This window comes from Brevibacillus brevis (assembly GCF_022026395.1).
Taxonomy (GTDB): Bacteria; Bacillota; Bacilli; order Brevibacillales; family Brevibacillaceae; genus Brevibacillus.
The window spans coordinates 957,924-970,855 of sequence record NZ_CP041767.1 but is presented as its reverse complement, the minus strand read 5'-3'; the positions used below and the strand labels follow the sequence as shown (position 1 = coordinate 970,855).

At 48.5% G+C, this 12,932-nt stretch carries 16 protein-coding genes; 10 read left to right on the top strand and 6 right to left on the bottom strand.

The genetic code is table 11. The annotated features are described in order from the left end of the window. Positions 1–23: 23 nt before the first annotated feature. Positions 24–953 (bottom strand): CvfB family protein, encoded by a 930-nt coding sequence (locus FO446_RS04930; protein ID WP_221868791.1) that lies wholly within the window; start codon positions 951–953, stop codon positions 24–26. A 190-nt stretch (positions 954–1,143) separates the two neighbouring features. Between FO446_RS04930 and FO446_RS04925 the strand changes: the two genes are divergently transcribed. Next, positions 1,144–1,923, top strand: coding sequence for an undecaprenyl-diphosphate phosphatase (locus FO446_RS04925; protein ID WP_221868792.1), 780 nt, complete (start codon positions 1,144–1,146; stop codon positions 1,921–1,923). Positions 1,924–1,956: 33 nt separating this feature from the next. On the opposite strand, the gene FO446_RS04920 is transcribed toward FO446_RS04925, so the two are convergent. After that, complete coding sequence (locus FO446_RS04920) at positions 1,957–2,163, bottom strand: hypothetical protein (RefSeq protein ID WP_173611289.1); 207 nt, start codon at positions 2,161–2,163, stop codon at positions 1,957–1,959. 64 nt (positions 2,164–2,227) lie between these two features. Then, positions 2,228–2,587 carry a toprim domain-containing protein gene (locus tag FO446_RS04915; protein ID WP_237900026.1) on the bottom strand — a complete coding sequence of 120 codons (360 nt, stop codon included), beginning with the start codon at positions 2,585–2,587 and terminating at the stop codon, positions 2,228–2,230. Positions 2,588–2,721: 134 nt separating this feature from the next. Here FO446_RS04915 and FO446_RS04910 point away from each other — a divergent pair, with 134 nt between their 5' ends. The 9 genes from FO446_RS04910 (at position 2,722) to FO446_RS04870 (ending at position 11,076) form a co-directional block, all read left to right on the top strand. Beyond that, positions 2,722–2,880 (top strand): hypothetical protein, encoded by a 159-nt coding sequence (locus FO446_RS04910; RefSeq protein WP_173611287.1) that lies wholly within the window; start codon positions 2,722–2,724, stop codon positions 2,878–2,880. A 48-nt stretch (positions 2,881–2,928) separates the two neighbouring features. Then, a complete protein-coding gene (locus tag FO446_RS04905; protein WP_173611286.1) occupies positions 2,929–3,219 on the top strand; it encodes an ArsR/SmtB family transcription factor in 291 nt (96 codons plus the stop codon). Positions 3,220–3,296: 77 nt separating this feature from the next. Beyond that, positions 3,297–4,481, top strand: a complete 1,185-nt coding sequence (locus FO446_RS04900) for an MFS transporter (protein ID WP_173611285.1) — start codon at positions 3,297–3,299, stop codon at positions 4,479–4,481. Between the two features lie 80 nt (positions 4,482–4,561). Next, positions 4,562–5,809 carry an MFS transporter gene (locus FO446_RS04895; protein WP_173611284.1) on the top strand — a complete coding sequence of 416 codons (1,248 nt, stop codon included), beginning with the start codon at positions 4,562–4,564 and terminating at the stop codon, positions 5,807–5,809. Between the two features lie 125 nt (positions 5,810–5,934). Then, on the top strand, positions 5,935–7,269 hold the full coding sequence (locus FO446_RS04890; RefSeq protein WP_173611283.1) for an ammonium transporter: 1,335 nt from the start codon (positions 5,935–5,937) through the stop codon (positions 7,267–7,269). A gap of 49 nt (positions 7,270–7,318) precedes the next feature. Further along, a complete protein-coding gene (locus FO446_RS04885) occupies positions 7,319–8,332 on the top strand; it encodes a DUF294 nucleotidyltransferase-like domain-containing protein (RefSeq protein WP_330873252.1) in 1,014 nt (337 codons plus the stop codon). Positions 8,333–8,343: 11 nt separating this feature from the next. Next, positions 8,344–9,051, top strand: a complete 708-nt coding sequence (locus tag FO446_RS04880) for an exonuclease domain-containing protein (RefSeq protein ID WP_221868794.1) — start codon at positions 8,344–8,346, stop codon at positions 9,049–9,051. A 54-nt stretch (positions 9,052–9,105) separates the two neighbouring features. Next, positions 9,106–9,597 carry a GNAT family N-acetyltransferase gene (locus tag FO446_RS04875; protein ID WP_237900025.1) on the top strand — a complete coding sequence of 164 codons (492 nt, stop codon included), beginning with the start codon at positions 9,106–9,108 and terminating at the stop codon, positions 9,595–9,597. Between the two features lie 225 nt (positions 9,598–9,822). After that, positions 9,823–11,076: an MDR family MFS transporter gene (locus tag FO446_RS04870; RefSeq protein ID WP_173611280.1), complete on the top strand. Its 1,254-nt coding sequence runs from the start codon at positions 9,823–9,825 to the stop codon at positions 11,074–11,076. A gap of 68 nt (positions 11,077–11,144) precedes the next feature. On the opposite strand, the gene FO446_RS04865 is transcribed toward FO446_RS04870, so the two are convergent. Genes FO446_RS04865 through FO446_RS04855 form a run of 3 tightly spaced genes read right to left on the bottom strand, consistent with a single transcriptional unit; the run spans position 11,145 to position 12,927 of the window. After that, positions 11,145–11,708 carry a hypothetical protein gene (locus FO446_RS04865; protein ID WP_237900024.1) on the bottom strand — a complete coding sequence of 188 codons (564 nt, stop codon included), beginning with the start codon at positions 11,706–11,708 and terminating at the stop codon, positions 11,145–11,147. Beyond that, on the bottom strand, positions 11,705–12,193 hold the full coding sequence (locus FO446_RS04860) for a YbaK/EbsC family protein (RefSeq protein ID WP_173611278.1): 489 nt from the start codon (positions 12,191–12,193) through the stop codon (positions 11,705–11,707). Before FO446_RS04860 ends, FO446_RS04865 begins: the two co-directional genes overlap by 4 nt. Beyond that, positions 12,190–12,927 (bottom strand): MOSC domain-containing protein, encoded by a 738-nt coding sequence (locus FO446_RS04855; RefSeq protein ID WP_221868797.1) that lies wholly within the window; start codon positions 12,925–12,927, stop codon positions 12,190–12,192. Before FO446_RS04855 ends, FO446_RS04860 begins: the two co-directional genes overlap by 4 nt. Positions 12,928–12,932: the final 5 nt, after the last annotated feature.

Genomic DNA, 12,932 nt, shown 5'->3' with positions numbered 1-12,932 from the left:
TTGCCCAGGAGGGTTTTCTTCATTTATTCTTCTTGTTCACTTCGAATGATTTTGGTCCAGCCATCTACTTGCTCCACGCGGCGTTCCTTCATCAGCTTGCCGAGTGCCCGCTTGAAGCTGGATTTACTCATTTGGAATTTTTCTCGGATGACATCTGCGTCTGTCGAATCGGTATAAGGCATCGCTCCGTCACGATTGATCATATAGCGCAGCAGCTTGTCCGCATCTTCGCCATACTGTACTTCCTTGCGCTCTTTCATGGAACCGTTCAGACGGCCATCCTCACGCACAAAGCTGACGCGGCAGCGCACAGTTTGTCCGAGGCGCAGACGCCCTACCATTTCATCACGATGAATGAAAAGGATATGCTCGTCCTCCGTCAACAGGAATGCACCTGCTTGAATCACTTTGTAGACCGTGCCTTCGACAGACTTGTTTTTCATACTCTCATCTGCCATTGCTGCGATCTTGACGATTTCGTTTTCAGTGACCGGCTTTGCCAAGAGTCTGCCGAGCTTGTCTTGCTTCAGCGCTACCAGCATTTGATCCTTGGGGCGCGGCCATTCATCGCTATGCTTGGGCAGATCATCGATGAACAAGAGCAGATCCTTGTTAATGCCGTTGTCCAGGAATACACCCATGCGCGGAGAAATGTCCACTACTTCCAGCCAGCCGTATTCACCCATGCCGACATGAGGCATGTCCATGGTCGCAGCCAGTCGGTTTTCGTGATCATGGTACAAAAACACTTCGACCTCATCATCGATATGTAAACGCTCATGCGCTTCATTGGCATGGAGAAACACTTCATCTTTGCCATCGCTTAAAAAATAGCCGATTTCCGTTTTACGCGCTACCGTCATGGTAAGCGTCATTCCTGCCGCCAAATTGCCGTTCTGAATGATTTGGGGCTCACGCTTTTCACGTTTTTCACGCTGTTGTCTTTTGTACATATGTATTTTTTCCTCGCTCTCTACCTTTGTGCACACTAAATATACCCATCCCCCACGAGAAAATACCACAACTTTTTTCTAACAAAATAACGATGCCCAACGAAATAGGCAAGTCTTCCATTCACGAACATACATATGACAGTAAGACTGGCTTGGCCCTACTTTTTCAAGACTGGAGTGACTCTTGCCTATGCTGTTGTTGCTTGAACATATTTTTCTCGGCATTGTACAAGGCTTGACTGAATTTTTACCGATATCCAGCACGGGTCATCTCGTCCTGTTTCGCAAAGTGTTTGGTATGCAGGAGGTCGGACTTTTATTTGACACGATGCTCCATTTCGGTACGCTGATTGCTGTTGTTATCGTCTTTTGGCCACAGGTTCGTTATATTATTATGAATCCGATGAGCAAACTGACAAAGCTATTGGTCGTAGGCACCATCCCTACGGCTGTGATCGGACTTTCCTTTGAAGATTATTTTGAAGAAATCTCCCAGACAGGCATTACGATTGGGTGGGAATTTCTTGCGACAGGCGCCATCCTCTGGGCGGTGGAGTCCATGCGCCGTGGCAATCGAAAATTTGAGGAAATCAACTACACGGACGCCCTCATCATCGGGACACTGCAAGGTGCTGCCATCCTGCCTGCTATTTCCCGCTCAGGACTAACAATTGCCGGTGCTCTCCTGCGCGGAATCGACCGTGCGGACGCTGCACGTTTTTCGTTTTTAATATCCTTGCCTGCGATTCTGGGTGCTTGTGTCTTGCAAACAGCCAAGCTCGTAGAAACACCGCTTGAAACAGCTTTATTGATCCCGATGCTCGTGGGCACCATGTTTGCCGGACTAGCTGGATATGTAGCCATTCGCTGGATGCTTACGATCATCAGTACAGGGTCGATGAAGGGCTTCGCTATCTACGTCTGGGTATTGGGTGGGTTCATTTTACTCATGCAGCTCTTGGGCTGGTAGTGTGAAAAAAGCCGGCTGCTTGCTCGCCGGCTTTCATCTGCTTTCTTCCTTGTCTGGATAACGGCTGGCAATTAATTTGCCTACCAATAAAATTACGCCGTAGAACGCCGTTGCCAAAAGCGAGGTAGCCAGCCACGTTGCCGTTCCCAGCACCAGATAAAGCGCAGCATGAGCAGCAAAGATACCTACCAGCCACAGCATAATGTTCATTCGATTAAAAAACGTCATCAAACTACGCAATTGCCTCGCACCTCCACCATTCCATTTACTACTGTTATAGCCGATGAAACGGTGTTTTATCCCCTTACCGCTCTCCAAGATCAGGATGAGGCACAATAACCGCAAAGCCTGCTCGCTCCAAAATTTCTGCCAGTACCGAAAGAGGCGTGTCGGCAACCTCTCTGTATATTTTCGGCGTATGCAGATGGATCGCATCAGGAAAATCTTCACTTAAATGCGTTCGCAATTTTTTCCCACTGTCATCTTCATCCGTAAATAGGTATACCTCATCTGCATCTGCTGCTTCCGTTTGAGCAAGCAATTTCTCTCCTTTTTCCAAACTGTAGGAACCGTATGTACAAAGAATCGTAACAGGCTCAGCCAGCACTCGAAGCAAGCGTTCCTTGTCTGTCTTCCCCTCCACGATCATGACACACCCTGCCATCCGCTCCCATCCTCCCTGGCGCACCATTTTTATTTAGTATACCTCAACTGCCATCTAGGAAAATGAGGATGACTACTCCCCTTCGAAACAACGCATCTTAAGGAAGCATCCATTAACAAACAGGGGGTAGTAATATGTCCAAATTCAAAAGCGCCAAAAACCTGAATCAAAAAGGATTAGCTGTAGCAGGGCTGACCAGCAGTACGGTTGCGGATGATACGCATACAGAAAACAACCAAGGATCTTCCCATCAGCATCAATACAACAACGAAAATAGGAAGAATCAAAAATAAAAAAATGAAATGGTTGCCTGAATAGAGTTTCCTTAGTAAGATAGTTTTATGAATATTGAACAACTTGAACTAACCGAAAAGCGAATCAAAATTTTTAAAGCGTTGGCAGATGAGACAAGGCTAGCCATTTTAAAAGCCTTATATCATTCCGGCAACGAGCTGAGTTGTACAGAAGTGGGCTTGACCTGCGATACTTCCAAGTCCAATGCCTCCTATCATTTCAAGACACTTCGAGAGGCAGGACTGATCAAAGTCAGAAAGGAGGGGCAAACACGGTACATGCGCATCTATAAAGAGACATTTGATCATATACTGCCTGGCTTTTTAGATACCTTGTGATTGGTATCCTTTTTTTGCCCGGTAGTTCAAAAGTTATTTAACTATAGGATTATAAAACAAAGAGGAGAGTTTTCATAATGGAGCGCCTATTTTTGATGATCTTTTTCTTCACCATGTTTTTGATTGGCACGAACACATTTATCATTAGCCCACTGCTGCCAACCTTGCGAGAGTTATATCACGTATCCACGAGCCAGGCAGCCTGGCTGATCGGAACTTATGCTCTCGGATTTGCTTTGGCCGCTTTAGTCGCTGGTCCGCTATCTGATAATCGAAATAGGAAACATGTGATGGCAGTCGGTATGCTTGGATTTGCACTTTCCACAATTGCATGTGCCTTTGCACCTAGCTTCACCGCGATGCTTTTCTTTCGCTTCCTTGCCGGGATCTGTTCTGCCTTTATCGGACCTCAAGTGTGGGCTGCCATTCCTGTTTTGTTTCCCCCTGCACGTATCGGAAAAGCAATGGGAGTTGTCATGGCTGGTCTTTCCGTTTCCCAAGTGATCGGTGTCCCTATAGGCAGTTTTCTGTCAGCTTATCATTGGTCGTTCCCTTTTTTGGCTGTAGGAATTACTTCTCTCGGAGCTTTTGTACTCATTATCCGAAAACTTCCTGATTTATTGCCGCCTACCTCCATAGCCGGGCTTGGAACAAACAACGCCCGAGTGGCTATTTTTGCACGTTACAAGGATCTGTTGCGACTGCCACAAGCTTCACGCAGCTTTATCGGCTATTTCGTTTTCATGACGGGTGTCTATGCAGTCTTTTCATTCTATGGTGTATGGCTTTCCGATCAATATCAGCAATCCGTTACCGAAATTGGCTTGATCACTTTAGTTATCGGGCTTGGCAACACCGTTGGCAGCTTACTCAGCGGTTGGTTACTCGAGCGTTGGAAGAGAAGTACGATTTTGACCGTTGGGTTTCTGGGCAGCGCCCTACTCTATCTTGTTTTGCCTTACATACCGGGAGTCGGCTTTTTGCAGGTTGTCCTCTTCTTCATGTACTGCTTTGGCGGTGTACTCGTGCCTGTTCTGATGGGTTACTTGCAATCATTGTCCGACACCTCGCGCGGTACCATATCGAGCTTGGCCAACGCTTGCATGTACATAGGGACATTCATTGCCTCTTCTTTCGCAGGCAGTTTGTATTCTAATTTTGGTTTCGCGGGGGTCAGCACCTTCGCCTCATTCACGTTTCTTATCGCTTATTTTCTCTTTGTTTGGAGGACTGGTAAATTAAATGTAACCGCACAAGCATGAGTCCTTTACATTCCCTCTTCGCCTTGCTACGCTATGGTCAAATTCATTTTATCGAAGTCAGCAGGACGGAGAGGGTCAACGTGGATTCATCCCCATCTTTATGGAAAAATAGTTCGTTCCTCAAGCTCTGGCTTGCACAAATGACCGCAAGCATCGGAGATCATTGCTACAGCTTCGCTTTACTCTGGTATTTGCTCCAAGCAACCAAATCGGGTACGGTGTTGAGCCTGCTCGCAATCCCGGAAATGGTGGCGGGTCTCATGTTTTACCTCGTCGGCGGGGTCATGGCTGACCGGTACAGCCCACGCATGCTTATGGTGGGTGCAGATGTTGCGCGAATTCTAGTCGCGATCACGGTAGGCATCATGGTCTACATAGGTGTGGAAGAGTTTGCTTTTTTTCTGGCAGCCCAATTCTTGTTGGGTTTGTTCTCCAGTCTGTTTCAGCCAGCACGAACCGTTGCACTCAAATCAGCGGTTCCCCAAGAGCAGCTAGGGCGAGCAAATGCCATTTTGGATACGACTTTCCGAACGATTCGGATTATTGCGCCTATGTCGATTGGACTGGTCGCTTCGATCATGCCGCTGTCTACTTTGTTTTTTGTGAATGCAGGCAGCTATTTGATTTCCGTCTTGTTCCTTTATGCCATTCGTATTTCGTTGACTGATCAACAACAAGGATCTACTACGAAAATGACACCCAGTCAGTACGCCCGGGATATTGCCTCAGGTTTACGGGAGCTTAAACAAAATCGCGCTTTGTTCTTGATTCTTCTTTTTAGCAATATGGGCTTTCTCGTCTGGCAGGTTACTTACACGGTGGGCTTTCCGTTTATGGCAGAACGCATGCAGCAAGGTAACGGAAGTACATTAGCTGTCTTGTTGGGCTTCTACGGCATCGGGAACTTGCTGGGAAGCCTGTACATGGCTCGCTCGTTCTACACCCGGTATTTATTTGTGATTTTGGTTGGATGGGTGTTTCAGGCAGTCGGATTCCTGTTGCTAACGACAGGAGGCACCGTTCACTGGGTTGCCTTCCTCGGAGCAGCCGTGGCAGGGATCGGGGGGCCGCTCATTGGTATCCCGACCGTGACTGCTATTCAAATCAAAGCATCCAGCAGCAGCACAGGCAAAATTTTTGCGATCAACATGCTGATGTTCACCTTCTTTTGCACATTGTCCAGCAGCCTCGGTGCCATCTGGCTGGGCAAATGGCCCGTCGAGCAGCTTTTCCTCGTCAGTGGACTATTCCTCGCTGCCATGAGCTTCGCAGGCCTCCTGATTGAAAAACGAGCACCAGCCGAACAACACCAATCCTCCTCCGTTTAAGACGGAAGGATTGGTGTTTTCTCATTATTTGCAAAAAAACAATTGCAACCGATTTTTTCATGTCATATAATCTGACATAAATAAAAATAGTGTCAGGTTATATGACACGGAAAAGAGGTGGATGGATGGAACCTACTGTCGCAAGTCTCTCGTCTGCCATTGACGCCACATGGGTCATGGTCTCTGCTATTCTGGTCATTCTCATGCAGGTTGGATTCGCCCTGCTGGAAGCTGGTTCTACTCGCATGAAAAACGCTGGTCACGTCGCAGGAAAAACAGTCCTAACCTTCGGCATCTGCTCGATTGCCTTCTGGGCCTTTGGCTTTGGTCTGACGTTTGGAGACGGGAACTCTTTCATCGGACTTTCCGGATTCTTTTTTGACGGCATGCAAAAAGAAGCTTTCTCCGCTTTTTCCGCTGCAACTGTCCCTATCTCGATCCTCTTCCTCTTTCAGCTCGCTTTTGCAGCCGTTTCACTCGCGATCGCCTGGGGCGGTTTTGCTGAACGCGCCAAGCTATCCATTTATTTTATTTTCAGCGTACTGTTTACTGTCCTCATCTATCCTGTCGTCGGTCACTGGGTATGGGGCGGCGGTTGGTTGGCGCAGCTCGGGATGCAAGACTTCGCTGGTTCTACGGTTGTCCATCTCCAAGGGGCCATCGTCGCACTCGTCGCCACTATCCTTTTGAAGCCCCGTATTGGAAAATACAATCGCGACGGCAGTTCCAATCTGATTCCTGGTCACAACCAAGTCTACTCTGTCTTAGGTGTCCTGTTTCTTTGGATCGGTTGGTTCGGGTTCAACGCCGGCTCTACATTAGGCAGCACATCTGGATTTTTCGGCTATATTGCCGTCACTACCAATCTCGCTACCGCAGCGGGTGCTGTCGCCGCTCTTGCTATCTCCTGGATCGTCATGGGAAAAGCAGATATTCCAAGCATGCTCAACGGCGTCCTCGCTGCTCTCGTCGCGATTACAGCATCTTGTGCCTTTGTCGATCCGTGGGCAGCTGTCGTGATTGGCGCTGTGTCAGGTATTCTCACATTTTATACATCCATTTGGTTTGACCGCATGGGGATTGATGATCCTGTCTTCGCTTTTTCCGTGCATGGGGTGGCTGGTATATGGGGAACGTTGTCCACGGGCTTATTCGCTACCCCAGAGCTTGCTGAAAAGGTCGGCGTAGGCGGTCCTGGGCTGTTTTATGGCGGTGGCCTGCATCAGTTAGGGGTTCAGGCGTTGGGGTTGGCTGGCTCCGCGCTCTACGTCTTCGTGGTAGCCTTCATCATTTTGTATGTATTAAAAGTAACCATTGGCCTGCGAGTCACTGAAGAGGAAGAGGTGGTTGGTCTTGACCTTAGCGAACACGGGGGATACGGCTATCCCGAACTGCTCCAGCCTGAACGCGTACGACCGGCTGCAGCTACCCAAAGCAGCACCTCTCACTCTCTCACCTGAACAAGTGGAAAAAATACGGAATGTTGACTCCTTTGACGAGCTTGCCTTATTGCGACGAGAATTTTTGGACCCTTCTGTGTTGCGTCCATTAAATCGCGCAGGGGAATTAGCCCCCTTTTCCATCGTCGTCAATCTGATTCACGACAATCTCATCCGACAAGGGGTGCTCCTCGCTGTGAACGACCTTGCCAAAAGAGGCTTGGGTACCCCTCCCGTCCCCTTTGCCTTTCTGCAATTCGGCAGTGGCGGTCGATCAGAGCAAGCACTCATCAGCGATCAAGATAACGGTCTCGTCTATCAAATGCCAAATCATCTGGGCGAACAGGAAAAAGAGAAGATACATGGCTACTTTCAATTACTGGGGGCGACGATCGTTGCAGGCTTGGAAGTGGCTGGTTATCCTCCCTGCCAAGGGAATGTGACTTGCCTCTCACCAAAATGGCGAGGTAGCACCGAGCAATGGCTGGACCAAATAGACAGATGGGTCTCTCACCCCATATGGGAGAACGCCCGTTATTTACTGCTCGCAAGTGATGTGCGTGTCTTATGCGGGGAATCGGCCATTTTTACTCCCGTCCATGATCGTTTCCGTCAATTGCTTGCAGGGAATGTCTTCTTGCTGAATCGACTGGTGAGCAATACGTTGCATTATCGGGTGCCGCTCGGAATCTTTGGCAGAGTTTTACCTGAGGTCCATGGACGATTCCGCGGTGCCATCAATGTGAAGTATGGCATTTATTTGCCACTGGTGAATTGCGTACGGCATTTTGCCTTGGCGCATGGAATCTTTGCCAGTTCTACCTTGGAACGCTTGGATCTACTCGGCGAAAAAGGCGTCTGGAGCAAAAGCTTTTGTGACGAGGTAGCCGCATACTTCCGGCAAATTCAAGGTTTGCGACTGATCGCCCCCCTCCATTGGGAAGATGGGCAATACACAAGCAATAGCTATATCAAACTAGGGGAGCTTTCTCCTGACACCCAAGCGATGGTGCGACAGTCGATGAAGCTGGCGATCCGCCTGCAAAAAATGACCGAAAAGCTCCCCTCCGTTTTTGGGGGATAGGAGGAGATTGCGTGGCAAAATGGGACTTATTCGGTCGCATTTGGCATATGAACCGCGATGTTCCGGGTATTGCAGATGATAAGCAACACATCGCCTATCTGCGCTCCATCTCCAAAGCGAATAAACCAGTCGATTCCAGTGCCGATATTCCTCTACACGATCTGGAGGTTGTTGTCGTCGATCTGGAAACGACCGGTTTTTATCCCGACCACGGAGACGCGATTATATCGATGGGAGCAGTCGCCATGAGAGGAGAACACCTCCTCCTCGGTGATTCTTTTTATACGTTGGTCAATCCAGGACGGGCGATTCCTCCACACATCCGCTCTCTCACTGGGATTACCGATGATATGGTTGCCGATGCTCCCGAGCTAGTAGAGGCTTTGTCCCGTTTTTTTCAATTCGTTGGAGATCGTCCGCTCGTTGCCCATCACTCTCGCCATGAGCGTGAATTTTTGCGATCTGGGCTTTGGAAAACGAGCAGGCGTCCATTTACCCATCGCATGCTGGATACGATGCTGCTCATCCGATTGTTGAGCAATCCGATTGGCAACGGCTCGCTGGACGCCCTCTGTGTGGCCCATGACATCCCGATCTCACGCAGGCATCACGCTTACTGTGACGCTGTTGCCGCTGGTACACTCTGGGCGAAGTATTTGATTAAAGCACAATCCCAAGGCTATACACACCTGCGGCAGGTTTACGAAGCCGTACGCTAGAATTAATGCGAATCGTTTAACAAGTCCTACCAACCAACTTGAGGAGAGAATATCATGCTACAGATCCGAGACGCAGTTCTGAGTGACCTGCCCGCTATGCTCGCTATTTACAACTACGCGGTGGAAAATCTGGTTGCTACCTTTGACTTGGAGCCACAGACCTTGGCCCAGCGCGAAGTGTGGTTTCACAAACACGGTGGCAGACATCCGATCATCCTCGCCGAATCCGAAGGGAAAGTGATCGGATATTGCAGTCTGTCCGTTTTCCGCGAGAAGCCCGCCTATCAAAAATCAACGGAACTGTCTATTTATATCGCCCCCGATAAAAGCGGGAAAGGTATCGGCACTGCCTTGATGAGTGCGATTCTGGAGCGCGCCAGACAACTCGAATACCATACGATCGTGAGCGGAATCGTAGGCGGCAATGACGCCAGCGTGAAGCTGCACGAGAAATTCGGTTTTACATTGGCAGGGAAGTTTCAAGAGGTGGGATTCAAGTTCGGAGAATGGCACGATGTTCATTTTTATCAATGGATGGTCAAGTAACAACATACGAAAAGCCGACACCCCTTTCCACAAGGAAGTGTCGGCTTATTTGTTTTTGTAAGAAGCGAATCCCTAAAAGTGGCACATCTTAAGCCAGGGTCTAATCCCTTAGCCCTTATGATATTAGTGTAACCGACGGATGATTATAAGTCTATATCTTTTTGAAAATTTGCACTAAAGTAGGTATACCTGGCCAGGGAATCAAAAACAGGAGGTAGCCCTGCTGTGCAATGGCTGTCATGGGATCTGAATCTAAAGACCAGATTGATCGGCGAGACGCTTTTCAACTTATTGTTTTGGATGTACTTTCCCTTCCTCACCCTCCACTTTAGTGATACCTTTGGCAAAAATGTTGCCGGGTTACTCATGGCAGTACCACCGATTATGAGTACGATCGGCAATCTTTTTGGCGGCTATTTGGCTGATCGATTTGGTCGTCGATATGTCATGCTGTCAGGAGCGTTTTTGCAGGCAGGCATGTTTGTGCTGTTTGCCTTCTCCCTCTCTTCTTGGATCGATTATCTTGCGTTTATAGGAATCGGGCTTGGTAAAGCGCTATACAGCCCGGCGAGTTCTGCCATGGTCGCTGATCTCACCTCCGAAAAAGACAGACGGAGAGTCTTCGCTACCTTTGTTACAGCCATGAACATTGGCGCTGTTTTGGGACCCGCTCTGGGTGCTATCTTTTTCTTTCAATACCGAAGTGAGCTGCTATGGACTTGTGCGCTTGTCACTTTTTTGTATTCGATTGCAATCTGGTTCAATGTGAGAGAGACACTGCCACAGTCCGTAAAAAGCTCTGTCGCCTCTATCCATTTCCCTTCCGTTATGAAGGAGCAATGGCAGAGCTATGCCGTCATTCTACGCGACAAAGCTTTTGCGATCTATATTTTCGCAGGCATGCTGATTACGATCGCAATCGTGCAGCTCGATCTATTTTTGGCAGTCTATGTAAAAGAATTCGTCCCAGCACAGACGCTGTTTTCGTGGAATGCCTGGTCACTCTCGCTTAGCAGTACGGAGATTTTCGGATGGATGCTGGGAATAAGCGGCCTTCTTTTTGTTCTGTGCGCTTTGCCTGTTACCAAATGGTTTGAGAACTGGAGCGACCGGAATGTCTTCCTCTTGTCCTCCCTGCTATTTGGCATGGGCATGTTTTTGGTAGGATTCACGACGAATGCCTGGCTGTTGTTCGGATGCGTGGTCGTCTTTACCGTAGGGGAAGTGATGAGAACTCCGGTTGAGCAGAGCTTCGTCAGCAAATACGCACCAGAACATGCACGCGGACAGTACATGGGTGCGGCTAACCTGCAGTACTCACTTGGCCGCTTCCTCGCTCCCGTGACCGTCATTCTTTCGGAGTGGATCATACCGATTGGCGTTTTTGGGTTTATCCTGTTCTGCTCCCTTTTGAGTGCCGTTCTTTACGTAAAGCTATTCCAAATCGTTCAGAACCGCGAGTCCTCTCCTTCCAACTAAACGACAACAAAAAACGAAAAGTGGTTGCGCAGCCATAACCTCTGCCAACCACTTTTTCCTTTTCAGCATTATAATTTTTTGGGAGCTTCTAACTTCACAGGGTCAACCATTACTTTTATCTGTGCTGGCGTTCCTTCAATCGTTACTTTCACATCGGAAGCAACCATTTCTTTTGGCGTTTTTGCAATGTTCGTAACCGCAATGAACTGATCCAGCTCCGGAGTCCAGGCAAGTCCAATAGCTTGGATCATCGCCTTCACTGTATGAACGTCAAAAACCCCTTCATACATGATACCGTCTATTGTTTTTTGATCACCGCTCAGCATGACGCTAACCCATATTGCTTTTTCACTTGCCACGTTTTCTTGTTTTGGATAATAAAAGCGGTAGTAATTCGTCTGCTTGTCTAGCTCAAGCTGAAAAGGAAGGGTATGAATTCCTTTCACAGCTAAATCTTCTTTGATTTTGTTGTAATGACTCAGGTACGTGTCTGTTGACATCTCTTTAAACGAGGAAGCAGAATGGGAGATGCTGTTTTCAATTGCAGTCGTTTGGTTAGACATTCCGAGGATGGCAAGACCAGCGACTACGACAATGGCTACTGCTGCGATGGAGACTGCAATTTTTTTCATGATGCGCTCCCTTCAGCAGAAGCCGCATCGATTTCCTTTGCCCCTGTCATTTCCAACAAGGCCTCATAAGAGACTGGCAAAAGTGATTCTGCGATACCAGCCGCCGTATAAACCACAGAAAAGCGTTTCAAGGACCGATCCACATAGACAGGCACTTCTTCCTGCAAAGCAAATGGACAAACCGCTCCGACACGGAAACCTGTCATTTTTTCTACTTCTTCCGGCGTAGCCATCTTTGGCTTTCCTTGTCCAAACGCTGCCTTCACTTGCTTGGGATGGACGCGTACATCGCCTGCTGCCACGAACAAGGCGAACTGCTCATCCACCCGAAACAAGATCGACTTTGCAATTTGGCCGATCTCGACACCTAATGCCTGTGCAGCCACTTCGGACGTAGGCAACGGCTGTTCAAACAAAATCGGCTCGATACTCGAATCATAACGTTGTACGTAGCTGCGAACCTTTTCCAAAGGGCTAACAATCATTCCCCGTCACTCCCAATCTCCACTAAAAAAACGTCATCGCCTTGTGACACGCTGCCCGTCTTGACAACCGAAGCATAAACGCCAAAGTGATTATTATGACGCTTGACGCATGCCTTCAATACGGCAGGAGTCATCGCCAAGGTTTCTGGATCGATATTGACATACACACAGCGCTCGCAGTGCTTGTTGACTTGCAAGGTCACATCATTGATTTTGATCTGTTTGCCCAGCCATTTGTCTTCAGCAAACGGCTCATCATCCTCCAGGACAACGACCAAATTCCCTCGAAAGCGTCGTGGATCTACCTGTTCTGCCCCAATCTGCCGCGCGATCTCTCTGAGAGATGCATCCGTGACCAGCAGAATGTGGTCTTCCCAGTTCACGCCGCCTTTTTGCGGACTACTAATCATAGGCGTAATGGAGCGCTTCACCGTCTCCGCGACATGGGCAAATAAAGCATCATCCCACGTATGTACACTGCCATCCCGGGCTTCAATCCGAATCGGCGGGTACGCTTCTTTTCCTGTCCCTTCGCTCATGCTGGCATGATATCCGATAAGAGCGGGCACAACATCCGCACTGAGATACTTGCCTTGACGAGTATTGTCCCAAAAATAATAGGCACGGTCTCCATACAAGCCAAATTCATCGACCGTACTTGATGCAAGCTCTTCCCCTCGCATTCCTTTGACAGGATGACGGAAAATGGTCTGTAATGTTCCTACTTTTTTCATTCGGT